This is a genomic window from Wenyingzhuangia aestuarii (assembly GCF_011927765.1).
In the GTDB taxonomy this organism is placed as follows: Bacteria; Bacteroidota; Bacteroidia; order Flavobacteriales; family Flavobacteriaceae; genus Wenyingzhuangia; species Wenyingzhuangia aestuarii.
In genome coordinates, this window is the sequence record NZ_JAATJG010000013.1 from 54112 (window position 1) to 80848 (window position 26737).

Consider the following 26737-nt stretch of genomic DNA (forward strand, 5'->3'; position numbering starts at 1 on the left):
TCTAATTCTTCTTTTGAATGGTACGGAGTGTCAAATCCTCCAAATGTTACCCAGTCTTTTCTCATTTTCTAATCTCTTTACGTTTTACAATTAACAATCTTACATAAGGCCTTAACTCAACACTTCTTTCCCAAGTCATAATTAAATCTTCTAACATTTGCCTGTCACAATTTTTTGTGGCTTCATTAGCAAGTTTTGTCATTTTTTCATATTTCTTTTTAACAGCCTTTTGTTCGTAGTGTTTTTTATAAGTTTCAATAGTTTTAGCTTTATCGGTAACCATTGTTAAATGCAAGTCTTTTTTGTGAGACACCATTTGCTCTCTTAATAAGGTTTTTGCTTCTAAGTACTGTGGCAACCAGTCACCAAGAATTGTATTACCATCAACTCCTTTTTTAGCTACACCATAAAGTCCGTTTCTAGCGTTTTTAAAGAACAGTATCAAATCTTCTAAACTTTCATACTTACAAGCCTCTAACAAGTCAGATGTTATAATTTGTTTTTGTGCTTCAGACAATTTGGTAGCAAAACCAAAGCCATCTAAAAAACGATTGGTTAACGAAAAAACCGTTTTATAACCTACACTACTAAAGGGCCCTTTGTACACTTCTCCTAAGGTGGGTTTAGAAAACACATCAGTAGGCTGTAGTTTTCTTTCTAATGTACCCAACTCATTAGGTTGCTGTAATACAATTTTGCTAATATGTAAAGCTTTCTGCTGCTTCATTGGTAGAACTGTTAGATCCATCTGATCCAACACCAGTAATTCTTTTGATTTCATCTATAATTACGTTTAAGCGTGAATTGATATATTTTAAATCGGTGTTCTTTTTATGGAAAGCATCTAACAAATGCCATTGATTTAAAACACCTTTCCATATTGCCAAAGCTTCCTGATCTGTAGCTGATATAGATTGTAAGTACTTTATAATTGACTTTAAAGCGTTTCCATCAGCTCCAGTAAACTTTGGTTGTATTTTTTTAAAGTCCATATAAAACACATGCCAAACATCATTAAACTGTGTGTACAATGTTTTTTCTTTTACTTCTAAAGAGTAGGTCACCCTACCTGTGTACTCTTTTGTTTTGGCAGTAACTTCATTTTCGTACACAGGTAATATGGCTCCCAAATATCTGATCACAAATTCATCAAACGTACCAGACAAATGTTTAATGGCTGAAAAACGTTTGTTTTTATAAGTTAACCTAAGTTTCATATTAGGTTTTACAACTGTTATGATGTAATGATTAGTCATAATGAACACTTATAGTATTAAAAATGTCGCAGCAATATCTTATTTGCCCTTTACAGTCTGATATTGGATCGTGTGCCACTCCATGCTTATTTAAGTAATCATCTTTAATTTTAGGATTAAACATTACTAAGGTTCTTACATCTCTCTCTCTTTTATGCTTCCAAGGAAGATCAAAACCTATGGTGTCATAAGCGTTCTCTAGTATTCCCAAATCAAACCTTGCAGAATTACCCCAAACTTGCACATCTGGAGGACAATTGTCATAAACAAACCTCCCTAAATTCAATAAGGCTATTTTTAAACTCCTGTCAGATTTATCCTTTACAATTTTATCCTGAGCTTCTTTAGATTGCTCTAACCACCAATAAAACGTGTCTGCGTTAATTTTTAACCCGTTTTTTACACAATCATATGCAGATACAGATGTTTGGAATATAGAGCCTATTTCACCAGTTTTTAAATCAAAACAAACAGCTCCTATACTTACAATTACTGAGTGTGATTTGTTTCCAAACGTTTCTATGTCAATCATTAAATGTTCCATGTTATCTTCTTTTTTTGTATTTACTTGCTACTACACCTCTAAGGGCTACTATTACTTTTTCTAACTCTTTATCTTCCATCTTTTTTAAAGGCTTTTTAACAGGACTTTTACCGTCTTTTAAAAAGCTAGAAAATCTCTCTAAATCTGCCACACATCCATGTCTCTCATTGGGTACCGTCCAATTGGCTTGTCTTAATAAAGAAAGGATTGTTTTGTGCTTTGGGTTTTTATAATCAAAATAAGCCCAGTTGTCTGCAGTATTGGTTTTGCCAGTTTGGACTGATAATATTTTGTTTGCTTGGTCAAAGGTTAAATCATTCAAACTAGTTTTATTATTATCTTCTGTAGCCCATTGCACAAATTCCTCTTTAATATCCACTTTGTACCCACAGTTTTTACGGATGAGTTTTTTTTGTTCCTTGGTTGCTAACATGATCTAATTTTTATTAATTAATGATTCATCTTTACACTCACCAATTCTTGAAATAACAGATAATACCAAAACAAAAAACATGATTGTTAAGACTGGATAAAACACATATTGGGGAGCTTTATAAAAATGCATTACATGAATTGTGATAGCCATTTTAAAAATTGGAATTCTAACTGGTAAATATTTATTAGGTATTACTTTTTGTTTCTTCATTGTTTTAAATTTTATGGATTAGTTCCCTAGACAGGACTCGAACCTGCATCCATAGATATTAGACTTCACTGTACTCTATAGTTCTACCTTTGAAACTTACTAGGGAAAGCTTTGTTTATACAGTAAATCGGAATTCCTTTTTTACCTTTTTTCCATTTTCATCCTCAACAAACTTCCAACCGCTTACATAAATAGAGTTACGAGTTCTAATTTGAGAATCCATAATAATATCTAAACCTTCATTAAATAGCTCGCTATTAAAATCTTTTCTTAAACTATTCAATTCAATGATTTTACTAGGACTTAAATCACCTGTTTTAGCATTTCTTTTTAAATAAATGTCAATAGCTTTTTTAAGTTTTTGAAAGTTTTCCTCATCACTTGCTAATGAGTTTAGATACTCATTTATCTTTTTAAGTCCAGCACTTTCGTTACCATTAAACTTAATGGACACATTGTGACCTATGGTAATACTTGCAGAACCATCTTGTAAGGTTGATGTATGACTATCTTGATCACTTGGTCCATAAACTTGCTGCTTTAGTTCTTTGATAACACTATAGTCTTCAAATAGCTCCCCAACTTTTTCCTCAACAATGTTTTTAAATTCAACAAGACTATCAATGTTAGCTAGCACAAATAATTTGGTTAAGTCTTTAAAAGACTCTTTATCTTCTTGTGCTTTTCTCTTAGCTTCACGTTCCTCATCGTGTAGTTGCTTTCTTAATTTTTCTTTGTCCTCTGGACTTAATTCGTCTAAATTCATGGATATATAATTTTTTATAATTGTTGTAATATTTTTTTAGAATAGTTGTAGTTAACTTTCCGTTTCAGGATCATGTACATCCAAAAACTCTCCTGGTTCTTGTTTAGGAATTTCTTTAGTACTATCAATATCCTCATCACCATCAAAAAATGGGAAAATGTCAATAATTGGAGATTCTGCAATGCTTGGAATTGAATAATCAGAAACGGTATCTGCAAATTGTTCTTCAATCCATTCATAAGCATCTTTTACATCTAAGGCTTGTACCAAAACATAAGTATTGGTTCTACGCTCTAATCCTTTATCTTCATCTAAAGTCACTAAAGAAACTTTTGCTTTAAACCATCTATCTCCATGCTCACTAGGGAATATTTCAGAGAAGTTTGCAATAGATATATCCGTGATCATAAAACCTTCAGATAAATACTTACCCATTTCTTCATTAGCACGAGCTTCTGCTTCAGTATGCGTTAATGCATCAAACAAATAGGGCTGATTAAAGGTTTTAATCTTTTCATTATCATCTAATTTGCTATACTTTACTTTTACGATAAACCACATATGTATTTCTTTTTTAAATTGTAAATTCTATTTTTAAACCAGCACCAGATCTCTTTATCTCGAGGTCGTTAAACTTCCAAAAGGCTAAAATTTCAGAGATACCTAACAACTCAAACCTTTTAATAGTGCTTTCCTTAGGTATGATGATTTTACCTCGTTCAATTCTTTTCTTTCCGGCATGCCATTTTAAATACCTTTTTGCTTTTGCTCCAAAAACTTCATCAATGTTTTGGTTCAATGCTTCTTTACTTGTTTGTTCTTCTGTACTCATTCTATTATTGATATTAAATTAATTGCTTCTTGTAGTATTGGGTGTTTATAGGTTTCTATAGGCTCCCAGTTACCTGTTTTAGGATGTAAAAACACTTTGCATCTATCTTGGTTGTATTTTATTTTTGGAGTAACCCACTTATATTTTAAAATTAAATTGCATAAATCCTCAATAGTCTCTGGAGGTTCTCCATAATAAATTCCTTGAGGAATTAACCGCTGTCTTTGCAACCATATTCTTTCATCAAAACTTAATAGATTCACTAAGCTATCAAGGGCCAATATTCTTTCTATCATAGCTGTATGCAGTTAAAAGGGCTTTTATCCAGCTCAATTATTTTATTTACGTAGTAGTTTCTTTTAATAATTGTTAAAGTCCTTTCTTTAGATCCTGTTGGGTTAGCATCTAACCAATTGTTTAAAACTTCAATATTTGCATTCAAACAATTTTCATTTACGTAGTGTTTTACATTTTTAATTGCCATGGCTTAGTTTTTATGAGATTCAAAAAAATTAATAGGTTTGGGTCTGCTTGTAAACTTGTGTTTGTCTGGAAACAATGCAGAAGGAAAAAACTCTAATATTTTAGTCACTACTTTGCTGTAATACTTTAAAGCATCTACTTTGTCTAATTTTTTAATGTATGGCTTGGTCGTTTGTATAAACTCTATTTCAAGAGCTTTAAACTCCATTTTAAACCAGTTTAAAAGTTCCTGGTAAGAAAGTAACTGTTGTAACTCTCTTTGGCTATTAGAGTGCTTATCACACCAATTCATATACACAGATAACACTAACACATCGTACTCTTTAGGTGTGTATTCTAATATTTTTTGTATTTTTTTCATAGGATTAAGATTTTCGTAATAGTTTTAATTCTCTAGCTGCAGCTCGTTCTTCATTTATGATATAAGGAGTATTTTCATCGGCTCCACATCTGCTTTTAAGTACATGTGCTTTAAAATCCTTAACCAATATTCTGTTTTGGCAGTCCCAATAAATTTCTTCAGCAATACTTCCTTTTGGATTTCCTGCTCTATCAACATGAGAGATAAAAACAAATAAGGTGTTGTTAAATTCCTCAATCAGATCAAAGTAATGCTGAACTCTTTTACCTCTAAATACGTATTGAACACTATCTATAAACACCACTTTAGGCTGACGTTTACGTCTTAATCTCTTTACAACATCATCATATCCTTCTTTTTGAAAAAACACACTAGACTTTACTTTCTTCATGTTATTTAACAACAACGATCTTTTGAACGAATTCCTTAAACCTTCCTCAGCAGTGTCGTAGTACACTTTTTCAAATTCTGTTAATTGATGTACAAAGTCTAAACAGTAAGTTGTTTTACCATGCCCAGAATCTCCCATAATCAAAATAGAACCTGAACACTCTATAATCCCCTGATGCCTTACCCATTCAGGATTGTTAAATTCAAACGTTTTATAGTTTTTGCGGGTAATATCTTCGTAGGACAAAAACTTTTTAATATCTGATTTTTGTTCTGCCATATTATGCTGCTTTATTTTCTGCTTCCATTAAAAAATACTTTTCAACTTCACGTTTTACACGTCTAGCATCACCTTCACAATTTTCATAGATATACTCTATAACCTCCAAATCAGTCAATCCATTTGCCTTACACATTAATGCAACATCATTTAAAGAAATAGGACCTAATGGTATTGCTTTACTACCTACACGAGACCAACGTTCTGCATAACCCATTTTGTTTTTATTACGTCCTTTTTTCTCTTGATGAGCTAAATGTTTAACTCCAGATAACAGAAAAGCACATTCTCCATCTAAATCATTGTAGTAGTCCATAAACAAATCCTTCTGAACCTCTTTAAGCTTATCAAACTGATCATAAATAACTAATGCTTTATTTTGCTTAGAAAGATATTCAGCAAAGGCTTCAATCATTTCCTCTGTGGTTCCATGTGTATCAAGTCCACAAGCCAACAATTGATGACGTGCAAAACTCTTTTTAGACCAGTAGTTTTTACATTCAATAAGAATTACATTATCATTTTCTTTTTGATACTCCTTGTAACCTGTAGTTTTACCTATTCCTTGTGCATCAGAAATCATGGCACTCATACTTAAAGACTGAATATCTTTTAATAATTCTTTTACCGTCAATAGATTTTGTGTAGGTACTATATTCCAACCCCAGTCAATTTTTAAATTCACCTTTACTTTAATCCACATAGATTCTGCAATATGATCATGCTTATTGTTAACCATTTGGCTAATCGTAGCATTAGAAACCTTAGCCATATTTGCTACTTTCTTTTGAGAAGATTTTGCAATTAGAATATTTAATTGCTCTACTATAAGTTGTATGTGTTCTGTTTTCATAATTTTAAAATCTTGATGCGGTTAAATTTTCTGATGATTCAGCTTTACTACGTTGTTCTTTGGTTAAATGACCTTTCATTTTTATCATCAAATCTTGATCATCTATCATTTTCTCTCTTGATATCCCCGTTCTTCTTACCAAAGCTTTGTAATCAGCTTCATCTCTGGCAAACTCAATCTCTCTAACTTTAAAGTCTTTTTTCCATGCCTCTTTATCACCATCCTGCATTAAAACTTCTATAGTGTTGTGAGTTCTTTTAGGTTGTGCATTAGCTACGTGAACAATCTTCTTGTTTTCGTCCATTAAACACAGTTGTATGTAGCCATCTAAATATTCAGGATCGTAACGAACAATGAATTTTTCACCTATGTACTTACGTCTGAATTCTAAATCAATGTGCCCATCAGCATCTAGCACTTCATACTGGTGTTTTTTATCACCAATACGTAAATCCAAACCATGACCTTTGTAAGTGATTGGTTTTTTGCGTTCTTCAATCCACATTTTATCCATAATATCAAAAAGACTTAATGACTGTTGTTGTGGCATTTCTTGATTATAAACCTGTGCTCTGGTTAATTTTTTTAAATGAGGGTGTTTTTTATCATTCCAAAGATTAACAGCTGTTTCCCATGCCTGATATAGTTCCTCAGGTGTTTTAAGAATATCTTTGTTGTCATAAACAAAATCTTCGTTCATTCGGTTGTCAGCTCTACGTACTTTTATACTTTGCCCATCAGAAAACCAAAACTTTGTAATTACCTGCTGTTGTAATCTTTTAAACAATTGTTCTGCAGGCGAGTTGTGTTCCCCTGCTTTGTGTGGGTAGTGTGTTCCTCCATTTTTTCCATCATCATCAGACTTTGCAACTAAAGAACTGTACAGATTTTGCATTCTATCCATTTTATGACCACTTTGATTATCGTATGTAAACAAATAAGGTCTACAGCCTGCTTCATTAACCGCCATTTTAATAGCTTTAAAGTGATCTACATGGTTTTCTGTAAAACTTAAAGACCAACCAATAATTTTTTCGCTAAACACATCAAAAACAACATCTATTTTAAGTTTGGCACCCATGTTATTACTGCTGTCGTCCCAAAAGTGAACCCAGTCCAATTTAGTACCATCAATAGCCCAATACACATTTGGAAACCAGTTAGATTTATCTCGCGTAAGTGTGTGTTTAAACTGTTTTGCCCATTCCTCTTTACCATGACGAGCAAGCATCCAAATTCTTTTGTTTTCAGGTTGATCTAAAAAGTTACTTACTGCACCTTCAGAAATACTAGGCCAATTATTTTCATCTCTAACATTATTGTATTTTTCTAAAAGCTCTGGAATGGTATATTTTACAGGTAAACAATAAGTAGCTAGTAAAAAATCTTTAACCTCTTGTTTCAATTTTAGTTTGTGATCATTCCCTTCATTTTTATGAATAAAACAAGCGTAACCGTTTTTTAAATATTCATTATACCTTCTGTATAAGCTTCTATCATTACCGGGTAAAGAGTAATTCCATTCTCTTGTAGGAATTGCATTTACAGCATCACTAATATTCTTCCAGATATGGGTTTTCTTTCTCCCAAAAGCTTTAGAAGCAACACCATAATCATTTAACACCGTTCTAATAGCGTTTAAAATCATCACATTGGTAGCTCTAACAACTTGTACATCTTGTGCCAAAGGTTGCCCATCTGGTTTCCTGTGTTGAGCAAAAAATGAAATTGCATTGTGGTCTGGTACCAAATACTCTATTAAAATATTTTTTACCGCTACTTTTTTAGGATCTCCTAATTTTGACAGACAAATATTTTTAATATCTAAGGGTAGGTCCTTGTAGCTTACAAAAGCTTCGTTACTAGCACCACGTCCTTGTTTTGTTCTTACTAACTTTCCTCTTTTACACCAAGTCTTATATGTTTCATAAGCCATTAAAGCCCAATCATCATAAAGAAGTTTTGCAGGAATAGAAAGTGTATTGCTGTGATATTCGTACATAAGCTTTTTTTAGATATTCTTAACAAGTGTTTCTGTAACAGATTCAGAAGTATTTAAAACCATTTGATATTGCTTTCTTACTTCGTCTGCAAAAACAGTGTCCGTATCTTTTCTTATATACCTCTCAATTTGTCTAGTAGATTTTCCGTGTTTTTTAGCTAAAGCGGCAACTATTTTTGAGTTCAATTTTATTTGTGTCATAAAACTTGGTTTAATTATCTTTTTTAATACTTTTACCCTTTCGACTTATGATGTCGTGTTTTATGACAAATATAGAAGATAATTATCTTCTTAAACAAATAAATGGAAGAAAATTTTAATCCAATGAGTGATTCGATAATTGATAGAATAATGTATATAGCTGAAAAAGAAAACATTACACTTACTTCTTTAGAAAAAAAAATTGAAGCAAGCAAGGGGGTTTTAACTAGAGCATATAACAAAAAAACAGACATTCAGTCTAAATGGGTTACTCGTATAGCTGAAAATTATCCCCTATATAATGCTTTTTGGATTTTAACCGGAGCTGGAGAGCTTGAAAATGAAACTTCAGTAACTAGAGAAGATCAATCACCATATTTTAATTTAAAAAAAGGAACTCCATTAATTCCAGTAAATGCTTTTGCTGGTCTAAGTCATGGGAATGTAAGTATTATGGAACAAGATATTATGGAACGTTATTTAGTTCCTGATTTTACCAATGTAGATTTTATGATTCGCATAAAAGGTTCTAGTATGTACCCAAAATACAATAGCGGGGATGTAGTGGCTTGTAAAATGATTAATAGTGAATCTTTTTTACAATGGAACAAAGTACATGTTATAGCTACAAAGGAACAAGGGGTATTGATCAAACGTATTGATATTTCAGAAAAAGAAGACTGTATAAAAGCAGTAAGTGATAACGAAAAGTACAAACCTTTTGATATTCCTAAAGACGAAATACTAAATATAGCACTAGTTACAGGTGTTATACGTTTAGAATAACAATCTAAAACACTGAAAAACAATTACTTAAAATAAACTTCATACATCACTATATTGTCGTTTCACTATGGTTATAAATCTATTTTAAACACTTTAATTGTGTAAAAATGTATATTAGAGCCTTTTTCAAATCTTTTTTTTATTGTTTTTTGAACCCCTAAGTGAACCCCTAAGCGAACCCCTAACCCCAAAAAACAGCATTATTTAAAAAATTAAAACATTTTTAAACAGTGAAGTTTTAAAGATCTACCAGAATTCTGCAATAAAACAGAAAACCAACAAATACAAGCCCTTTAAGAGGTTTAATAAAACTCATCGGTAGTTTTGTTGTTATTGTATTTAAAACACCTTTAAATGGTTTTAAACCTTGTTTTAACTAGGTTTTAAGAGTGTTTTATTCGTAAAAGAGTAGTGTTTTACAGCAAAAGCCTTAAATGCTTTTTAAAAGAGGAAGTATAAGTGAAGTATATGGAAGCATTTTCACATTATGAAGATTACTTCTTAAACATAAAAAAACGCCCGTATAGAGCGTTTTTATTGGCTTTTGGTTGTTTTTCAGCCTTTTTTTATTTGTATCTTTTTATTTAGGGGGTGTAATTAATAAATAGGAAATCACTAGCTTCAGAAACAAGTACAGGGATTGCATTATGCGTTAAAGCATAATCACAAACAACACAGTGCTCTACATGATGCTCATCTTCTGTATGAGTCCATGCATGAAGTCCTGCTATTTTCATGACGAAAAATAGTGCAAGAAACAAGAAAGTGATGTTATTTTTAGTAGTACTGAATTTCATTCGTTAAGAGTCCTAATGTTTATAACACCAGTCAGTTTTTAATAATTTCCAATTTAAATAATGGGCAAACGAAACAATAGAAGCTCCAATCACTGTATTTATAATTTCAAAAGATTCTGTTAGGTTTAACCTTCCAAAGGCTATAAATAAAAAACCGACCATAGCATATCGTAAAGGTTTTACTTTATGATGATTTTTTTTATAACTAGGCCATAAAGAAACAAAGATAAAGACAAGACCAAAACTTAAAAATGTCCATTCTATATATGGGTTTTTTAAAAAATGTAAAGTACTTAAAGATGAGAATGAAAGCACTACCGGTATGGTAGCACAATGTACTGCGCATATCAGTGAACTTGATATTGCTATAATATCTACCGTGTTGTTTTTAATCTTCATTTGATTATTGAATTTCTGTTTTTTACTTTATGATACACTAGTTAAAACAATACAATCATTTTAACTCGGATGCAAAACTATTCTATTTTTTTAACAAACGCAACAATGTTGCGTTTATATTTTATATACATTCAGGTAACAATACAAAGCATTTAACCCTTTCAAAAAACACTAAAGAAAGAATTCATATAGCTTGATTCTAAACACGTTAAATATGATCTATTGCTTTATAAAATAAGATATTAGATTTGTATCCATTCATCTGGAGGCTAAAATATTTGTGCATATGTACAACACTTATGCATATTAGGTTTGTCCTAAAAAAGAAAAAATGCTGATACTACCTATACTATTAATAGGACTGATACTACTTCAAAAAAATGATGACAACCCTATTTTTACGTTTAGCAAAGGAATAACTAAAGGTCTCATGGATTGTTTATTCATAATAATGGGACTGTTAATGCTTTTAAGTTTCTTAAAATAATTTGCCCAATGAGTTTCTATACAAACCAATTCCCTCAGTTAATAGATTGATCCTGTAATTAGTTAAACTCTTTAAATTTTAAAGACTACTATTACTTTAGAACAAAAGAAATGTTTGAGTATGAAAATTGAAACGTTGCTATTACACAAGAGGAACGTTTCGGTTGTAAAAGAGCAACGTTTCTTTTTTAAGTTTAAAAATGAGACTTTATAAAACACAAAAAAAATCCCCGACAGAAACAACTGTTGAGGATTTTTAAACTTTAGGTTTTTAAAGAGATCATTACGAAGATACGCTATACTTTAGGTTTTTCAACATCTTTCTCAAACGAGCATCAGGTCTAAAGTTTACATGTGCTTTTTTAACAGCATTTGCGGTTAAATCTTTCTCAGTACTGACTCCCATTGAATTCACTCCTATTTGAAAAGAACCTAACCTGTCTAATCTTACAATATTACCTTGCTCCAAGGCATCCATTATATTGTGTACTAAAGACAAGGTAACAGCATAACAATCTGCTTCTCTTACGGTACTTTGATTGGCTATTAAATAAGCCAATCGTTCCAAGTCTACTGTTCCAGTAGCTACGGCATGCGCATAATACTTTCTTTCCGCTTCTAAATCCAACGGATTCACTTTTTGTAAAGGTTTTACTTGAATCATAAAAATAAAAGGTTTTAAATGATACTCTAACGAGCAACCTACACACCTATGTAGATAAACACGAAAATAAAAGCCTTCTAAAACTTCACAAAAACCGCAAAAACATAGTTTTCAACAGTTTACATCTGTATTCTTATGTCTTTTTAATTCTATTTGATGATAACTTAAATTATAAAAAAACTGGAATGATTTGTTTTGCAATCATTTAATATTTTGAAAAGTAATTTTCAACTCTACCTGTTTATAACTTTTTTCTAGCTTTTTAAGAATTTAACGTCAAAACAAAGACTAAAGCCAGTTTAAACTTAAATATTTATCAAACAACACACCTATGCTTTAATTCCCTTTATTTAAGGGTATAAAAACAGTAAAAGAATCGTTCCCTTTTTTTATGGCAAGACAGAGAACCTTTGGTTGATTATTTTCTAGATAAACAAATGGTCGTTCCATACGGTTGGGAATTAAGAAAGTACCGTCTTCCAATTTTATTTTTTTACGAGTTATTTCATAATTTTCTGCTTTCTTCCATGTTAAACCATCTTTAGAACACATTAATCCAATATAAGAATGGGCATGAAAAACAGCATAAAAAAGAGCTTGTTTGGCATCATACCACATAGAAACATCTTCAGTATCTAAATTTCCTATAACAGGGTTTGGTTGTATGGTAAAAGGTCCTGTTGCTGATGCAGATTTAGCAATTGCCTGATTTCTGATAAACTTGGTTTCATTAGGTTTATCTCCTTTTACAATTAAATAATAAAGTCCATCTTTACCTTGATCAATTGCAGGGTTTACAGTGATAGTTGCTATAGGTCCAGACGGTTCTATTAACGGTGCATCCATTCTTTTCCAAGGTCCATCAATTGAATTTGAAACAGCAACTCCTGTTCTTTGATGTTTACGTAACAAACCTCTATCTGTATTTTTTAAAGATGCCGTACTTAAAGTAATTAAATCTTGCTGTGTATATTCCTTACCACCCAAATTGGTTGCTATATAATAGAGATAATACTTTCCGTTAAAATATTTAATTTTAGGATTATGTGCGGTAATTTCATCCCAACTGCCTTTTCCTCTACCTTTTAAAACAGTCTCTTTGTATTTCCATGGTCCTTTGGGAGCAGTAGATACAGCATGTGCAATTTCTGAAAATGTTAACCATCCATTAAATGTATACGCTCTCTTCCACCTAGAATAAAACAGGTGGTATTGACCTTGTTTGTCTTTTATAATAGAACCACCCCAATGGTGATACAAAGAATCTCTAAAAATCCCATCTTTGCTCATAGGTTCCATCATTTGATGAAGATTTAAACTATTTTTAGTTCCCTGTGACACAACACTTATTGAACAGCTTAAAAACAGAGCCAATAAAAACCTTACATAGAGTTTATTCATGGTTTTATATTATTTACGCTGGCTAAAAAGCCAATCTATTAATTTGTGATTTTTCCATGCCAACTCGTAGGAATTGTGTCCAACATCTTTGTAAATTGTTAAACGAGCTTTGTACTTCTTATAACTTTTTATAGATTCTATCATGTCTAGAGATCCAGAAAGTGGTACTGTAGGATCTTTATCTCCATGAAAAGCCCATATTGGAATTCTCTTTATTTTTTTTGCCATAGAGGGATCCCCAGCTCCGCAAATAGGAACAGCTGCTGCAATTATTTTAGGATATCGCATTACAAAATTCCAAGTACCATAGCCTCCCATAGACATCCCCATTACATAAACACGATTTTTATCTACCGAAAACTCATCTAGGACTATGTCAAAAATTTCTTTTGATAGTTTCATAGGTTTGCTAATTGGTATTTCTTTAAATAGATAAGAACCTTTTCTCCAGTCTACATTTACCCATTTTTGTTTTACAGGACATTGAGGCATTAAAAGAATACACGGATGTTCTTTTTGTACCTGTTGATCCATCCAACCGGCAACCCATGGACGTAATTGTTTTGTGTTATCATTTCCTCTTGAACCTGCTCCGTGAAAAGCCAACACTAAAGGGTATTTCTTTTTAGAATTGTAATTGATGGGCAAAAACAATCTATAAGGCATTTGTTCCCCATTATCATCAGTATAAACAAAAGCAGTTGTATGCTTTTCGTAAAAAGACAAATCGTGTTCTTGTATGTCTGTCTCATAGGATTTACTTATGTTATTAATTTGAGAATAACTGAATTGTATGAATAAACAACAGAAAAAAGTGATTATTTGTTTCATTATTTTTTAATTTTTTACCTGAGTTGCCTCTGTCCAATTATCTGTTCTAAAAGAGGAAGCTGGCAAAAGATTTGTATCATACAATGTTCCCTTAATCCAGTTTTTCCAAGCATATCTTACCGCTACAGGCTTGGGAACTTTATCGCTCTCAACATATACTTTCTTTTTATTTACGATACTAGCGGTAGCAGGATAAAATACTTTATCGGTACCTGCAATTTCAAACCCCGTTAGTTCATCATAGGCATAGATTCCTTTTTCTGCATTTAGAAAGTTTAATACAATTCCACCATCTTTTATTTCTAAACTTTGATAAATAGGACTAGCATAATCTACAGTTTTGTAACCATAAGTTTTATGTAATGCATTGTACAACAACCTGTCGGCTACCTCTTTCTTTTTGGGAGGATGAATGCTTTTTTCATCACCAATATCCATTGTAATAGCTATTCCAGAATTCGGAATTAAGCTTAAACATTCTAATTGTGCTTCTCTAATAAATGCCGTATTATCACTCTCTTGAAAAGCATTGTTATTGCCATATAAATAAGGAGCTATTTGTACATAATAAAATGGAAAATCACCAATTCCCCAACGGGTTCTCCAATCTTTTACCATGGCAGGAAACAACTTTTTATACTCATTAGGTTGCTTACGGTTACTTTCTCCTTGATACCATAGTGCTCCTTTTATTTTAAAAGGAATTAACGGATGTATCATTGAATTAAATAAAACAGTAGGAATGTATTGAGTTCTTTTTTTAAGATCTACCTTTTCTAAATTAATTTCTTTAAAAGTATGCATCACCTCTTTACTAATCCAAGCTTGCACAATGCTACCTCCCCAAGAAGAATGAATCATTCCTACAGGGCAATCTAGAATTTCTTGTAATTGCTGACCAAAATGATAAGCCACTGCACTAAAATTTAAAACAGTTTCTGGAGAGGATTGTTCCCAAGCAGAAAATTTTTGAATGTTTTTTAAAGGAGTTTTTGATCCCTGTTTACGAACCGTAAAAAAACGTAAGTTTTTGTTGTAAGATTTTGCTGTGGTAGCAACAGCACCATAGGTGGGTTGTCCGTTGTAACCACTTATGGGTTGTTCCATATTAGATTGTCCAGAGCAAAGCCAAACTTCTCCAAATAAAACATTATCTAATAAAATATCAGAAGTCTTACTCTTAATTTTTATAAACTGAGGTTCTTTACTTTGGGTGGTTTGTACTTCTATTTTCCAATCTCCATTTTTATCAGCTTTACAATCAATCGCTTTTTTTAACCAAGACGTTTTTATGCTTATTTTTTCATTAGCATCTGCCCATCCCCAAAGTACAACTGTAGTATTTCTTTGCAAAACCATGTTAGAAGATACAATAGCAGGTAGCTTAACTTCTGCTTTTATTGATGGATGAAACAATAGATTACATACTATAAATAGACTGATTGTAACAACTTTTTTCATTTATTCTTCTTTTAAAAATTAAAACTTGACAGATTAGAGCTTGTTTTAAACAAGGCATAATCTGTCAAGTACTTACTTTAAGGATCTTAATTCTATTGTAAGATGTTCTTAGACAACTGTTTTTATCTATAATCGTATCAAATTTTACTCAAAACTAATTTTAAATACATGTGAACTACTACCATAACCTGGTTCAGTTTGTACTCCAGTAGCCAAGTATAAATAAGCAGGTTTATCATCTATAAAAAGCATTTGAGCACGCTCAAGATGTCCATCTTTTTTTCCTCTGTAAGAAACAGCATCTTTTAAATGCTCTTCTCCAACATAGTGTAATAAATCTTCGTAAGCACGTACTGTTTTTTCTGCAGGAAAAGAAAAACCATCTCCAGATTTCCATAACAAACCTCCTCCACTATTTCCTAAAGAAGCTCTAAAATCGCGACTTACAAGGTATACAGAATCTTTCATGGTAAAAGCAAAAGCATCTTCTAAAGGCATTTTTTCTTCGGTTACTCTTGTAGGATTATGAATGTAAGGTCCTTCTACAGAATTAGCAACTACAACACCGTAAGAATAAACATATCCTTTAGGTTCTTTTCTTACCACAGATTTGTGATACAAAAGGTATTTACCTTTATACTTTATTAATGATGGATTAGAAACTCCTAGTCTCGCTGTGTAATTCCATCCTTTAGGATCTTTTGTTTGACGTAAAATAGTACCATCTGCTTCTCCTCCTTTAGCAGGTCTCCACGTATCGTTAAGATCATCTGCAACATACATAATAATACGTTGAGTTTTTAAATCGTTGTTTTCATTTACTATAAAACAAAGTTGATATTTTCCATCTATATTACTGATGGTTGGATTGTGAGGTGAGTTAAACAAACCATCTTTGTCCGATACTGCTACCCCCACATATTCAAAAGGTCCTTCTGGACTATCACCCACATAATGACCAATTTCACAGTCTTTGTACCATCCACTAAAGTTGGGTTGGGTTTTGGTAGACCATTGTGCAGCAAATAAGTGAGTTCTTCCGTCTTTACCAATAACAGGAGAAGATCCCCAAACATGCATTCCTTCTTGTCTAGCAGCATCTCCAATGTATTCAAACTTCATTTTCTGAGCTTGACTGTTACATCCCAAGAAAACAAAAAAGACTGCAAACAATGCTATTTGTTGTAATTTAATTTTGATTTGTTTCATTTTTATCTCTTTTATTTATTCTTTATTTCATGTTCCTAACCACACTAATTTATCTATTATTCAATATAGCAAATTAAGAACTAAGGTTCATACCTAATAAGCTCCACTCTAATTTTAAACAAAAACATAAAGATTCATTTTTTAGCAAGCTAATCCCTACAAACATAATATTATCAATTAGGCTAGAATTCTCAAAAAGGGTTCTATATGTTGCATATTTTATTATTATTCAACATATGTGTTGTTTTTACTTGTTGTACTTTACTAAAAACAACTCATATGAAAGATTAAGAATTCTACTATTCCTTAAACTCCTGCAACTAAAAAAGCCCCTCATAATAATTATGAGGGGCTTTTAAGAGTCTGTTTTTCTTTTAGAACTGATATGCTTTTACTTGGTAATCTTTTACAAGCACTCCTTTGTCTGAAATAAATTCGCTACCTGGATGCGCTGCTTTCCATGCTTTTTTTTCTGCTCCCCAAGATGCTTTTCTTGTATCTGAACGGGTAACTATAGGTTTATTGTTGTGATGAGGAAAACCTTTCATTTTAATATTTTTCCCTAGCTTAATACTATAGGTAGTAGGTCCATAATGTACAGCTGTTACAGAAGGTCCTTCATAAAATTTACCATCAGAAAACACTTTTAAATAATCAAAATAATCATCAACTTTTGGAAATTCTAACAAAGTCGGTCCTTTCACCTGTGCTGATTTCCCATAAATAGCCACTACATTATCTATTGAAGAATCTTTATGAAAATAACCTGGTGTTTGATCTGGGGCATCTTTTTTTACACCACCATCTCCAACAGTAACCGCAAAAGTTGAGCTGATAGAAGTAACACCATCTACCTTTATAATTCCATTTTTAGCTGAATGAGGTCCTAACATTACTGCGGCTCTTCCGTTTTTATTGATGATGTTTTTTGCTGTTAAATCAAAAACTCCTACATTTTTGTTATTAGCACCAACTTCTAATCTAAACGTTACCCCCCCCTCTGAATATAAGTTTTCAAAATGCACATTTTGTGCACCATGGCACTGTACCAATCCATAACCAGGACTTGCATTGTAATGCGTAATATTACGTATTGTTCCATAGCTAGCTCTAGATACCTCCCAATTTTTAACATCCGCAACTTTTTCATTAGCAGGAGCCAAAGTAATTCCACAATAAACAGAATAATTGTCTTTTACAATCATGTCTTGAATTAAGAAGTTTTGTACCATTTTAGCAATAATTGCACGTTGTCTGTCTTTGTATTTGTGTGTGTGATAATCAATAATAAAAGCTCCACCATTTCCACGAACACTTACATTTTTAATAAAAGCTTTTGGATTCTTTTTTTCTGTTTTATTATCTACAGAAAAATTAAAAACAACACTAGATGCTGGTTTGATAACCGTACCACCTTCTATTAAAATATGAACATTTGACTTTAAGTTAACACCTGAAAAACGATAAACTCCTTTGTCTATTTTAATAATTCCTCCACCTTTACTATTTACATCATCAATAGCTTTAACCAACTTATCACTTTGATCTGTTTTGGCATTATCATCTTTTAAATTATAATCTTTATTTAGACTTTTGGTCAATCCTTTTTTATTCATTACTTCGGTATACTGTGCATTTACTTTTGTTACAAACAACATTAGCAAAGTAGCTACACCTAAACTTTTTATCATTTTTGCATTCATCTTTTTTATGTTTTATATTCTTATTATTTTCTTTTAAAATTATAGGCTTTAGCTTGGTAATCCTCTGCAATTACACCTTTGTTAGATTTAAATTCTTTCCCCGTATGTGCTTTTTCCCATGCTTTCTTTTCTTCTCCCCAATTACCATCTCTTCTATCTTTATGAGTAATAATAGGTTTATCATTGTGATAAGGAAAACCTTCCATTGTAATATTACTGATGTTTACATGAAAACTAAGTGCTGAATTTTCTACAGCTCCAATAGACGGCCCTTCAAAAAATTTATAATCTGAAAATACTTTTAAATCATTATAATAAGCTTCAATACTAGGATAATCCGTAAAAGAAGAACGTTTAATTTGTGCTGATTTTCCATAAATAGCATGAATATTGGTTATAGAAGAATCATCGTGAAAATATCCTGGAGTTTGATCTGGGGCTCCAGATTTTACGTGTCCATCACCTACCTTTACAGCATAGGTAGAACTTATAGATGTAACACCATCTACTTTTATAATTCCGTTTTTAGCAGAATGAGGTCCTAACATTACCGCACATCTTCCGTTTTTGTTGATGATGTTTTTTGCAGTTAAATCATAAACTCCAACATTTTTATTATTAGCACCAACTTCTAATCTAAATGTTACCCCTCCTTCTGAATATAAGTTCTCGTAATGTACATTTTGTGCTCCATGACATTGTACCAATCCATAACCTGGACTTCCTCTAAAGTGAGTAATGTTACGAATGGTTCCAAAAGTTGGTCTAGATACTTCCCAATTTTTAACATCTTTTACTTTTTCTCCTGAGGGTGATAATGTAATTCCACAATACACCGTATAATTATCTTTTACAATCATGTTTTCTATTAAAAAATTTTTTGCCATAGAAACAATAATTGCTCTTTGTCTGTCTTTACTTTTAAGATTGTGGTAATCTATAGTAAAGGCTCCACCAACCCCTCTTATACTCACATTCTCTATATATTCTGTTCCACCATTTTTAGCATTTAACACAAAAAACACTCCCTTAGTAACTTCTCCTTTTTTAGTATTCTTAGCTCCTTTGTCTTTTTTAGATGTATCACCTTTTTTCTTGTTCTTTTTACCTTTTGATACTTTCTTTTTTTTCTCTTTTTTGGCATGAGAAACGGACTCTTCTTTCCCATTTCCTTTTTTTGGACCTTTGGGACTATTAGCTCCTGCTACAGAAACTCTACCCGATTTTAACACCGTTCCTTTTTCTATTAAGATATGTACGTTAGATTTTAAAGTAACATCACTAATATTATAAACTCCTTTAGGAATGTATATACTTCCCCCATTCTTTTTACTGTTTACATCATCTATGGCTTTTTGTAACAAATACCCCTGAGGTTTTTTGGCATTGTCGTTTACCAAACCATAATCCTTTTTTAAATCTACTTTAAATCCTTTAGGATTCATAGTTTCTTTATATTGTGCATTCGTTGTTATAAAAACAAAGAATAACATAGCTGTAATTAATTTAGAAATTTTTGTGATCATTTATTTTGTTGTTTAAGATTATTAGTTCTTTGTTGATTCTATTTTCTAACTGAAATTAATCAACAGGTTTAAAATTATTAAGTCTCCCTATCTCTATCGTCTGCAATAGCACTTTGTATGTTCTTGTAAGTCCTAAGCTTAAAATAAAGTATCTACAAATACATAGTACACACCATAGAGTTTATTTAAGGTCTAAAAAAAAAGAGAGCTTTTTGAATAGTTTCAAAAAGCTCCCTTTAAAATTTATGTACTCTTTTAATTAAATTCCGTACAACTTATAACTCATTTTCTGAGGTCCTAGTCCATTATGCCAATCTCCATTACATTCTTTAAGTAGTAATGTTTTTAAAGTCTTTAAACGTTCGGGTTGTTCATTAGCTAGATTATTTTCTTCTTTATAATCATTAGGTAAATAATACAATTGAAAAACATCTTTTTTAATGTAGTAACGTAACTTCCACCCATCTTTAGTAATTAGTGAGGGGCCCATGGTATGAGATGAAAGTACCGTATAATCACGCTCTCTACTTTTACCACCAAACAAGGTCTTAGCATAAGAAACACCATCAGATTTTTTTACAGGATTTGTTTCTATTAGTTCAGCCATTGTGTTCATAAAATCATAACCCGCAACACGTTGTTCTGATATAGTTCCTGATTTAAATTTATCTTTCCAATACCAAATAAGTGGTACTCTAGAACCACCTTCCCAATTGGCTCTTTTAAAACCTGCCATACCATCATTTCCATCAAATACATCTCCACTGGTTTCTGAGTAAAATTTAGTTTTGATATCATCGTATTTTTGACCCGTGTGTATGTTTCTTTTATCATCTAACCTACCTTCTTTTGGATAAGGCATGGCATGTCCGTTGTCTGATGTAAATACAATAATCGTATTATCTAATACTCCCATTGCTTCTAGTTTATTGTAAATTCTTCCTACATCAGAATCTAACATTTTAACCATAGATGCGTATTCTTTTTCTAGCTCGGTTAAATTAGGATTGTTTTTAAAATCTGCATGAACTTCTGGAATGGCTACAGGACCATGAGGCAATTGCGTTGGAAAATAAATAAAGAACGGTTTTCCGGTGTCTTTAGGATGGTTACGATCCATATAACTCATCATTTCGTCCATAATAATATGTTCTGAATAGACTTTTTTACCCGTCATATCCCATCTCTTTTTGTAATTTTCTGGAGATTCAGAATCTGGTCCTTTGGCACAATCTACATGTGTGTTTCCTGGAATAGCTACTTTTTTACCATTTCTAAATAAAAATGGAGGGTAAAAACCATGACAACGTCTGTGATCGTAATATCCAAAATGATAGTCCCACCCATGTCTTTTTACACGTTTGGCGGTAGTAGCAAATCCCCATTCTAACTTTCCAAACTCTGCTGTTGCATACCCAGCTTGTTGAGCTACTTGTCCTAAGAAAACATCTTCTTCTTTGGCAGGAATCATTACTTTTTCTATTTTCTCTTCAATTTGTTCTAAACTTAAACCATTGTCTAACTTCATATAAATCCCACCCGTGGTAGTATTAAATAAATCTCTACGAACATCGTGCATTCCGGTTAACAAACTAGCTCTAGCAGGAGAACAATAATGAGAACCATAAGAATTTTCAAACTTTACTCCATAATTAGCCAATCTATCTATATTAGGCGTTTTTACAATTTTTTGACCATAAGTACTTAACATTCCTCTACCTAAATCATCGGCATAAATAAGTACAATATTGGGTTGGGTGTTTTGCTTGTTAGCAATTCCATTTTGATGAACTGTGTTACTTTTTTGCTTTGTTTGAGCACATGAAATAATTCCTAAAAAAACAACTCCCAAGAGTGCTTTAGTTATTTTTTGAAACATGATCTATTTTTGTTTTAATAATATTCTATTGCGCAGCAAAGTACTTTAATACCAAAACTAATAGTTCTGTCTAGTTCTTTTCTATGTTTCTAAGAGTCCAAAATACGACTACAAACAATGCGTACTATTTTACTAAACTAATACACCTATATCTAAGTTTTTTATCTTTTTATAAAGAATAATTTAAAACCTCTAATTAAAATTTGTTTGAGAAATAAAATTTAGTTTAGTTACATTAGATTTAACATCTATAGACCTAGAAGTAGCTAGTTCTTTTCCTGTTGTACTTTTTACCCTAACAATTCTTTTTCCTGAAATAAGACCTTCTAATACATATTCTCCTTTTTTATTTGTAATTGCAAAATGAGTTCTTCCACTTTCTACAAAAACTCCAGAAACAGGATTTCCTTTAGAGTTTTTTACAATACCACTAACCGTATAGGTGTTTGGTTTGTTTTTTATTGTTTTTAGAAACCATGTATAGACCTTATTGGCATATTTTGAATCAAATAACAACCACTTATCTGTATGATTATGTGGAACAAAATTTGTTGGAATATTTGGGATTACAGATGAAATTGGAAGTATTTCAAATTGAATATTTGCATAACTTTCTAATTTATTTTCTATGATATATTCTTTCGTTGCAAACGTATAATCACTCTTTGTTCCTTTTTGAGAAATATAACAGTTTCGTCCCTTTATACGCATAAACCTTTCTTTAGCTTCTTCTCTATATTTTGATAATGGTGTTCCCCATTTGGCCCATTGTTTTACACCATCGTATTGATCATGAGAAAAAAAACCTAGCCAAGTATCTGCTATTTCTTTATTGCGTAACCCTAAATAGTTAACTCCTATTGCTCCTCTTGAAAAGCCACATATAAATACCTCTGCAGGATTACCTCCATAATTTAAACAAATATCCTTTATATTGTTCATAGCAAACTCAATGGTTTCTTCTTCATTTCCCCACCAATTTAAAATAGATTCACCTTTCTTTACATATGGAAACACTACCCATATAGCTTCTATTTTTTTAGCAATTGCATATCCTAAATTTGCATCTTTCACCTTTCCTGTAGAACCAGTAGGAGCATGCTTATTTCCAGTATACTCAACAATAACAGGATATTTTTTATTAGGAATATAATTTTCTGGAAGATATAAAGAATAGTACAAGCCTGTATTTTTATAGGCTTTAGGTACTACTTTTACCCTTACACCAGCTTTTGGTTTTTGATTAGATATTTGAGGTACTTTAAGATATTGAGCTTTTACAGAAAAAACAGTATGTAACAAGCAAACTAGCAGTATTAAATTTTTCATTGCAAATTGTATTCATATAAAGTATGTTTTTAAAAGCTATAGCGTTCTAAAAACATACTTATTTAACGCATTATTGTATATATAAAATATTAAGAAACCTTTTACATATATTTAGATTATATATAATAGCTACACCTAAAATGTATTAATTTAAATACTCTTGAAGCATATTTATTTGTGGCCATTTTAAGTTAGGATCATTTAAATCTGTTGGCTGATTTTTTCCTTCATTACTCCTTCCTCTTTTAATAATTCTTGCTAATTCTTTTTTTAAATGTATAACAATTTCTGGATGCTCTTTTGATAAGTTTGTAGATTCTATAGCATCTTTTTCCATATCAAACAACAGAACAGTATCTATGTTTTTTACAGGCTGTAATTTATCTTTTGGATTCGCTCTTGGAGAACCACCTTTATGATCCATCATTAATTTCCATTTACCTTGTCTAACAGCAAAAACTCCTTTATCCGAATGATGCGTAATTATTCTATCTTTATCTCTTTTGTCATTACCTTTTAATGCTGATAAAAAGCTAAAACTATCTTCAGCTTCATTATCTTTTAAATCTACTCCTGTTACTTCTGCACAAGTTGCAAAAAAGTCAGTAGTACAAATAGGTTTGTTACTTACAGTGTTTGCTTTAGCAACCTGTGGCCAACGAACCAAAAAAGGCATTCTATGTCCACCTTCCCAAAGTGTTCCTTTTAAACCTCTGTAAATCCAACTTGTATAGTGGCCTTTTGCTTGCATTTCTCCTAATTGTGCTTTTGGAGAAGTCCCATTATCTGCTGTAAAAATTACCATAGTATTATCTGCTATATTTAATTCATCTAACATATTTAATACTTTTCCAATAGTATAATCAGTCTCTAAACAATAATCTCCGTGATTGTTTAATTGACTTTTATTTACAAAGTCACTACTTGGTACAATTGGAGAATGTGGTGAATGTAAAGGCATGTATACAAAGAAAGGATTGTCCTTATTATCTTTAATCCATTTAGTAGTTTCTTGAGCCAATAAACCTAAAAGTTCGTCTTGCTTAAAACCTTTAGAAACCCATCCAGCATTTGCAGGTTGTTTGTATCCTCTTGCATCCATTTCACTTCTAGATTTCACAAACTCCATATCTCCTTGAATTTTATCATCGATAATAATTCCATGAGGAGCCATGTTTAAAGACCCTGCAATTCCATAAAATTTGTCAAAACCAACAGCATTAGGACCATTTTTTACAGCTTTGCTAACATCAAACTTTAAATCTTTTTTACCGCCTTTGTAATTTTTATTAGGTTGCCAGTCCATTCCTAAATGCCATTTTCCAAAACAAGCTGTTTTATACCCTTGTTTTTGTAAAAAACTAGCTACTGTTTCTCTAGATGGATTAATTAAGTGTTTACTCATTCCTCCTAAAACCCCTTCTTTTTTATTAGTCCTCCAAGCATATCTTCCTGTAAGAATTCCATATCTTGTTGGAGTACATACAGAAGAATTGGTATGAGCATCCATAAACTTAACTCCTTCAACGGCCAATCTATCAATATTTGGGGTCATTATTTTACCCTCTTTATTATAGGCTGAAACATCACCTGGCCCCATGTCATCAGCTAAAATATAAATGATATTTGGTCTTTTTATATTTTTGTTTTTTTGAGCATACATACTTGCAGCTACTAACAAACAACTTAAAATTAATTTAGTTTTTTTCATTTTTTATAATATAGATTTATTACTTATTTACGAACTACAAATTATACACACACCTAATAACCAAAGTATTTTAGCATCCAATTAATGTACTTGCTAGTCTTTACTTACATCAAATAAAAGCATAAAAATACCTCCCTTATCAATTTAAGTATTCATGGTGGGTTTAGAGAAGGTTGTAACTTTTGTCTAATGTTTTTTAGTTTGCTTTTTTCGATTATTTATGTAAATATTCTTTTGTACTTTATCTAAATACTGATGAGAAATTTCGATGGCTCTATTTTGATCGTTTTCATCGTAATCCCAAAAATCATCTATCACTTTATTAAAAGTAAATTTAGAATCATCTTCTCCATATTCTTTTCGTAACTGTTTTAATTGCTTTTTTAGTTTCGCAATTACTTTCTTGTATTTAGGATTGTTGTAAACATTATTGTCTTCTCTAGGATCTTTTTCTAGATCATACAATTCCCAACCAGGAGGGGTTTGAGGTACACTACTTTTGATAGCTGTTCCATAGAAAAATATAAGTTTGTGTTTTTTGGTTCTAATCGCAATATGTCCTGGATTATCGTGGCTAGTCATATGCATCCAGTAATGATAATAGGCTGCTTTTTTAGATTTTTTTGTTTCTTTACCTGTTTCTAAAATAGCTTTAAAACTTTTTCCATGCATATATTTAGGAGTATCAATCCCTGCAAAGTCTAAAATAGTAGGTGCATAATCTATATTTTCTACAATCGCATCAATTTTTCCTTTTTTAATGGTTTTAGGGTAGCGAACAATAAAAGGCATTCTCATAGACTCCTCATAAGCCCAACGCTTATCCATATAATCATGTTCTCCTAAAAAGAACCCTTGATCTCCTGTATAAACAATTACTGTGTTGTCATATAAATCATTTGCTTTTAGGTAATCTACCACTCTTTTTAAATTATCATCAACCCCTTTTACACAACGTAAATAAGCCTTCATATAACCCTGATAAGCATCCCCATGAATTTCTTCATCACTTTTAGATAAATCTAAATCTTTAACCCATGCTCCAGAATTGGTGTAATTTCTTCTAGGATTTCTTTTTCCTATAGAAGTTCCTATGTAAGGGATTAATTCTCCATTATGACCTCTTGTAGCAATAGAACCATTATTTTTTCTATCCCTCATATTCTCTGGTTCCGGAATGCTTACATCTTTTAAATAGTTTTCGTAGCGTGGTGCGTATTTAAACATATCATGAGGTGCTTTAAAATGCAAACTTAAATAGAACGGTTTATTTGGATCTCTTTTGTTTTTAAACCAATCTAAAGCAGAATCTCCAATACAATCAGAGGAGTGTCCTGTCATTTGTGAAGCCTTTTGTATATCATATTTTTTCCACTTTATACGTTCAGTACCATCACTGTCGTAAAATACAGGATCAAAATAATCTCCCTGACCAGGCAATACTTTATAATAATCAAAGGTTTCTGGAATTTCATGTAAATGCCATTTTCCTATAATTGCTGTTTGATAGCCCGCTTTTTTTATTTCTAAAGGTAAATATTGTTTGTCTTTAGGTAAATGATCATCCAGTGTTGGACATCCGTTTACAGCACTACTTTGTCCTGTCATAATAGATGCTCTACTAGGAGTACAAATTGCATTTTGACAAAATGCATTGGTCATAATCACACCCTCTTTTGCTATTTGATCAATTGTTGGTGTTGGATTTAATTTTTGAAGTCTTCCTCCATAAGCACCTATTGCTTGTGATGTATGATCATCTGACATGATAAACAAAATGTTGGGCTTTTTTGATTGTGCAAAACAACTACTGAAAGCCAATAACAATAAACTAAATTTTAATAGTGTATTCATTGAATGTTAATTTTATGGATATTTTTATGATTAGCAAGATATTCAGTCATTAATTGAACAAAGTACTTAAGAGTCTAAAATATGTTT

The 26737-nt window shown here is 31.6% G+C and carries 29 protein-coding genes; 1 reads left to right on the top strand and 28 read right to left on the bottom strand.

Going from position 1 to position 26737, the window contains the following annotated elements; genetic code table 11:
* Positions 1-61: 61 nt before the first annotated feature.
* From GGR97_RS12135 to GGR97_RS12205, 15 genes are all read right to left on the bottom strand, one after another.
* Positions 62-727, bottom strand: a complete 666-nt coding sequence (locus GGR97_RS12135; protein WP_167898788.1) for a hypothetical protein — start codon at positions 725-727, stop codon at positions 62-64.
* Positions 699-1256 (bottom strand): hypothetical protein, encoded by a 558-nt coding sequence (locus GGR97_RS12140; RefSeq protein ID WP_167898789.1) that lies wholly within the window; start codon positions 1254-1256, stop codon positions 699-701. Before GGR97_RS12140 ends, GGR97_RS12135 begins: the two co-directional genes overlap by 29 nt.
* A complete protein-coding gene (locus GGR97_RS12145; RefSeq protein WP_167898790.1) occupies positions 1249-1800 on the bottom strand; it encodes a 3'-5' exonuclease in 552 nt (183 codons plus the stop codon). The genes GGR97_RS12140 and GGR97_RS12145 overlap by 8 nt, the downstream gene beginning before the upstream one ends.
* Position 1801: 1 nt before the next feature.
* The gene (locus tag GGR97_RS12150) at positions 1802-2233 is read right to left on the bottom strand and encodes a hypothetical protein (protein WP_167898791.1); all 432 of its coding nucleotides are present in this window, start codon (positions 2231-2233) and stop codon (positions 1802-1804) included.
* Positions 2234-2236: 3 nt separating this feature from the next.
* Entirely contained in the window at positions 2237-2446 is a 210-nt protein-coding gene (locus tag GGR97_RS12155) for a hypothetical protein (protein ID WP_167898792.1), read from the bottom strand.
* A 115-nt stretch (positions 2447-2561) separates the two neighbouring features.
* Positions 2562-3212 carry a hypothetical protein gene (locus GGR97_RS12160; RefSeq protein WP_167898793.1) on the bottom strand — a complete coding sequence of 217 codons (651 nt, stop codon included), beginning with the start codon at positions 3210-3212 and terminating at the stop codon, positions 2562-2564.
* A 51-nt stretch (positions 3213-3263) separates the two neighbouring features.
* Positions 3264-3773 carry a DUF4494 domain-containing protein gene (locus GGR97_RS12165; protein WP_167898794.1) on the bottom strand — a complete coding sequence of 170 codons (510 nt, stop codon included), beginning with the start codon at positions 3771-3773 and terminating at the stop codon, positions 3264-3266.
* Positions 3774-3786: 13 nt separating this feature from the next.
* Entirely contained in the window at positions 3787-4044 is a 258-nt protein-coding gene (locus GGR97_RS12170) for a hypothetical protein (RefSeq protein ID WP_167186136.1), read from the bottom strand.
* Positions 4041-4340, bottom strand: a complete 300-nt coding sequence (locus GGR97_RS12175; RefSeq protein ID WP_167898795.1) for a hypothetical protein — start codon at positions 4338-4340, stop codon at positions 4041-4043. Before GGR97_RS12175 ends, GGR97_RS12170 begins: the two co-directional genes overlap by 4 nt.
* The gene (locus tag GGR97_RS12180) at positions 4337-4528 is read right to left on the bottom strand and encodes a hypothetical protein (protein WP_167186130.1); all 192 of its coding nucleotides are present in this window, start codon (positions 4526-4528) and stop codon (positions 4337-4339) included. The genes GGR97_RS12175 and GGR97_RS12180 overlap by 4 nt, the downstream gene beginning before the upstream one ends.
* Before the next feature lie 3 nt (positions 4529-4531).
* Positions 4532-4888 carry a hypothetical protein gene (locus GGR97_RS12185; RefSeq protein ID WP_167898796.1) on the bottom strand — a complete coding sequence of 119 codons (357 nt, stop codon included), beginning with the start codon at positions 4886-4888 and terminating at the stop codon, positions 4532-4534.
* A 4-nt stretch (positions 4889-4892) separates the two neighbouring features.
* On the bottom strand, positions 4893-5558 hold the full coding sequence (locus GGR97_RS12190; RefSeq protein WP_167898797.1) for an AAA family ATPase: 666 nt from the start codon (positions 5556-5558) through the stop codon (positions 4893-4895).
* A gap of 1 nt (position 5559) precedes the next feature.
* Positions 5560-6411, bottom strand: coding sequence for an AAA family ATPase (locus tag GGR97_RS12195; RefSeq protein ID WP_167898798.1), 852 nt, complete (start codon positions 6409-6411; stop codon positions 5560-5562).
* Positions 6412-6415: 4 nt separating this feature from the next.
* Positions 6416-8413, bottom strand: coding sequence for a transposase family protein (locus GGR97_RS12200; RefSeq protein WP_167898799.1), 1998 nt, complete (start codon positions 8411-8413; stop codon positions 6416-6418).
* Between the two features lie 9 nt (positions 8414-8422).
* The gene (locus GGR97_RS12205; protein ID WP_167898800.1) at positions 8423-8614 is read right to left on the bottom strand and encodes a hypothetical protein; all 192 of its coding nucleotides are present in this window, start codon (positions 8612-8614) and stop codon (positions 8423-8425) included.
* A 123-nt stretch (positions 8615-8737) separates the two neighbouring features.
* Between GGR97_RS12205 and GGR97_RS12210 the strand changes: the two genes are divergently transcribed.
* A complete protein-coding gene (locus GGR97_RS12210) occupies positions 8738-9400 on the top strand; it encodes a S24 family peptidase (RefSeq protein WP_209272378.1) in 663 nt (220 codons plus the stop codon).
* A 584-nt stretch (positions 9401-9984) separates the two neighbouring features.
* Here the strand turns inward: GGR97_RS12210 and GGR97_RS12215 are convergent.
* The 13 genes from GGR97_RS12215 to GGR97_RS12275 form a co-directional block, all read right to left on the bottom strand.
* Positions 9985-10137, bottom strand: coding sequence for a hypothetical protein (locus GGR97_RS12215; RefSeq protein WP_167898802.1), 153 nt, complete (start codon positions 10135-10137; stop codon positions 9985-9987).
* 72 nt (positions 10138-10209) lie between these two features.
* Complete coding sequence (locus GGR97_RS12220; RefSeq protein ID WP_167898803.1) at positions 10210-10596, bottom strand: MerC domain-containing protein; 387 nt, start codon at positions 10594-10596, stop codon at positions 10210-10212.
* 769 nt (positions 10597-11365) lie between these two features.
* Positions 11366-11746, bottom strand: a complete 381-nt coding sequence (locus GGR97_RS12225; protein WP_167898804.1) for an HU family DNA-binding protein — start codon at positions 11744-11746, stop codon at positions 11366-11368.
* 336 nt (positions 11747-12082) lie between these two features.
* Positions 12083-13147 carry a glycoside hydrolase family protein gene (locus GGR97_RS12230; protein WP_209272379.1) on the bottom strand — a complete coding sequence of 355 codons (1065 nt, stop codon included), beginning with the start codon at positions 13145-13147 and terminating at the stop codon, positions 12083-12085.
* 9 nt (positions 13148-13156) lie between these two features.
* Positions 13157-13978 (bottom strand): carboxylesterase family protein, encoded by an 822-nt coding sequence (locus tag GGR97_RS12235; RefSeq protein ID WP_167898805.1) that lies wholly within the window; start codon positions 13976-13978, stop codon positions 13157-13159.
* A gap of 6 nt (positions 13979-13984) precedes the next feature.
* Positions 13985-15439, bottom strand: coding sequence for a sialate O-acetylesterase (locus GGR97_RS12240; RefSeq protein WP_167898806.1), 1455 nt, complete (start codon positions 15437-15439; stop codon positions 13985-13987).
* Between the two features lie 144 nt (positions 15440-15583).
* Entirely contained in the window at positions 15584-16648 is a 1065-nt protein-coding gene (locus GGR97_RS12245; protein WP_167898807.1) for a glycoside hydrolase family protein, read from the bottom strand.
* 374 nt (positions 16649-17022) lie between these two features.
* Positions 17023-18351, bottom strand: coding sequence for a glycoside hydrolase family protein (locus tag GGR97_RS12250; RefSeq protein ID WP_209272380.1), 1329 nt, complete (start codon positions 18349-18351; stop codon positions 17023-17025).
* A gap of 23 nt (positions 18352-18374) precedes the next feature.
* Positions 18375-19877, bottom strand: coding sequence for a hypothetical protein (locus GGR97_RS12255; RefSeq protein WP_167898809.1), 1503 nt, complete (start codon positions 19875-19877; stop codon positions 18375-18377).
* 259 nt (positions 19878-20136) lie between these two features.
* A complete protein-coding gene (locus tag GGR97_RS12260) occupies positions 20137-21756 on the bottom strand; it encodes a sulfatase-like hydrolase/transferase (protein WP_167898810.1) in 1620 nt (539 codons plus the stop codon).
* Positions 21757-21948: 192 nt separating this feature from the next.
* On the bottom strand, positions 21949-23085 hold the full coding sequence (locus GGR97_RS12265; protein ID WP_167898811.1) for a carboxypeptidase-like regulatory domain-containing protein: 1137 nt from the start codon (positions 23083-23085) through the stop codon (positions 21949-21951).
* A gap of 145 nt (positions 23086-23230) precedes the next feature.
* A complete protein-coding gene (locus tag GGR97_RS12270) occupies positions 23231-24796 on the bottom strand; it encodes a sulfatase family protein (RefSeq protein WP_167898812.1) in 1566 nt (521 codons plus the stop codon).
* Positions 24797-24982: 186 nt separating this feature from the next.
* Positions 24983-26650, bottom strand: a complete 1668-nt coding sequence (locus GGR97_RS12275; protein ID WP_167898813.1) for a sulfatase family protein — start codon at positions 26648-26650, stop codon at positions 24983-24985.
* Positions 26651-26737: the final 87 nt, after the last annotated feature.

What these genes read in the sequence shown, in the direction of transcription:
- GGR97_RS12135 (WP_167898788.1), bottom strand. Translation starts at nt 727, where the DNA reads ATGAAGCAGCAGAAAGCTTTACATATTAGCAAAATTGTATTACAGCAA.
- GGR97_RS12140 (WP_167898789.1), bottom strand. Translation starts at nt 1,256, where the DNA reads ATGACTAATCATTACATCATAACAGTTGTAAAACCTAATATGAAACTT.
- GGR97_RS12145 (WP_167898790.1), bottom strand. Translation starts at nt 1,800, where the DNA reads ATGGAACATTTAATGATTGACATAGAAACGTTTGGAAACAAATCACAC.
- GGR97_RS12150 (WP_167898791.1), bottom strand. Translation starts at nt 2,233, where the DNA reads ATGTTAGCAACCAAGGAACAAAAAAAACTCATCCGTAAAAACTGTGGG.
- GGR97_RS12155 (WP_167898792.1), bottom strand. Translation starts at nt 2,446, where the DNA reads ATGAAGAAACAAAAAGTAATACCTAATAAATATTTACCAGTTAGAATT.
- GGR97_RS12160 (WP_167898793.1), bottom strand. Translation starts at nt 3,212, where the DNA reads ATGAATTTAGACGAATTAAGTCCAGAGGACAAAGAAAAATTAAGAAAG.
- GGR97_RS12165 (WP_167898794.1), bottom strand. Translation starts at nt 3,773, where the DNA reads ATGTGGTTTATCGTAAAAGTAAAGTATAGCAAATTAGATGATAATGAA.
- GGR97_RS12170 (WP_167186136.1), bottom strand. Translation starts at nt 4,044, where the DNA reads ATGAGTACAGAAGAACAAACAAGTAAAGAAGCATTGAACCAAAACATT.
- GGR97_RS12175 (WP_167898795.1), bottom strand. Translation starts at nt 4,340, where the DNA reads ATGATAGAAAGAATATTGGCCCTTGATAGCTTAGTGAATCTATTAAGT.
- GGR97_RS12180 (WP_167186130.1), bottom strand. Translation starts at nt 4,528, where the DNA reads ATGGCAATTAAAAATGTAAAACACTACGTAAATGAAAATTGTTTGAAT.
- GGR97_RS12185 (WP_167898796.1), bottom strand. Translation starts at nt 4,888, where the DNA reads ATGAAAAAAATACAAAAAATATTAGAATACACACCTAAAGAGTACGAT.
- GGR97_RS12190 (WP_167898797.1), bottom strand. Translation starts at nt 5,558, where the DNA reads ATGGCAGAACAAAAATCAGATATTAAAAAGTTTTTGTCCTACGAAGAT.
- GGR97_RS12195 (WP_167898798.1), bottom strand. Translation starts at nt 6,411, where the DNA reads ATGAAAACAGAACACATACAACTTATAGTAGAGCAATTAAATATTCTA.
- GGR97_RS12200 (WP_167898799.1), bottom strand. Translation starts at nt 8,413, where the DNA reads ATGTACGAATATCACAGCAATACACTTTCTATTCCTGCAAAACTTCTT.
- GGR97_RS12205 (WP_167898800.1), bottom strand. Translation starts at nt 8,614, where the DNA reads ATGACACAAATAAAATTGAACTCAAAAATAGTTGCCGCTTTAGCTAAA.
- GGR97_RS12210 (WP_209272378.1), top strand. Translation starts at nt 8,738, where the DNA reads ATGAGTGATTCGATAATTGATAGAATAATGTATATAGCTGAAAAAGAA.
- GGR97_RS12215 (WP_167898802.1), bottom strand. Translation starts at nt 10,137, where the DNA reads ATGAAAATAGCAGGACTTCATGCATGGACTCATACAGAAGATGAGCAT.
- GGR97_RS12220 (WP_167898803.1), bottom strand. Translation starts at nt 10,596, where the DNA reads ATGAAGATTAAAAACAACACGGTAGATATTATAGCAATATCAAGTTCA.
- GGR97_RS12225 (WP_167898804.1), bottom strand. Translation starts at nt 11,746, where the DNA reads ATGATTCAAGTAAAACCTTTACAAAAAGTGAATCCGTTGGATTTAGAA.
- GGR97_RS12230 (WP_209272379.1), bottom strand. Translation starts at nt 13,147, where the DNA reads ATGAATAAACTCTATGTAAGGTTTTTATTGGCTCTGTTTTTAAGCTGT.
- GGR97_RS12235 (WP_167898805.1), bottom strand. Translation starts at nt 13,978, where the DNA reads ATGAAACAAATAATCACTTTTTTCTGTTGTTTATTCATACAATTCAGT.
- GGR97_RS12240 (WP_167898806.1), bottom strand. Translation starts at nt 15,439, where the DNA reads ATGAAAAAAGTTGTTACAATCAGTCTATTTATAGTATGTAATCTATTG.
- GGR97_RS12245 (WP_167898807.1), bottom strand. Translation starts at nt 16,648, where the DNA reads ATGAAACAAATCAAAATTAAATTACAACAAATAGCATTGTTTGCAGTC.
- GGR97_RS12250 (WP_209272380.1), bottom strand. Translation starts at nt 18,351, where the DNA reads ATGAATGCAAAAATGATAAAAAGTTTAGGTGTAGCTACTTTGCTAATG.
- GGR97_RS12255 (WP_167898809.1), bottom strand. Translation starts at nt 19,877, where the DNA reads ATGATCACAAAAATTTCTAAATTAATTACAGCTATGTTATTCTTTGTT.
- GGR97_RS12260 (WP_167898810.1), bottom strand. Translation starts at nt 21,756, where the DNA reads ATGTTTCAAAAAATAACTAAAGCACTCTTGGGAGTTGTTTTTTTAGGA.
- GGR97_RS12265 (WP_167898811.1), bottom strand. Translation starts at nt 23,085, where the DNA reads ATGAAAAATTTAATACTGCTAGTTTGCTTGTTACATACTGTTTTTTCT.
- GGR97_RS12270 (WP_167898812.1), bottom strand. Translation starts at nt 24,796, where the DNA reads ATGAAAAAAACTAAATTAATTTTAAGTTGTTTGTTAGTAGCTGCAAGT.
- GGR97_RS12275 (WP_167898813.1), bottom strand. Translation starts at nt 26,650, where the DNA reads ATGAATACACTATTAAAATTTAGTTTATTGTTATTGGCTTTCAGTAGT.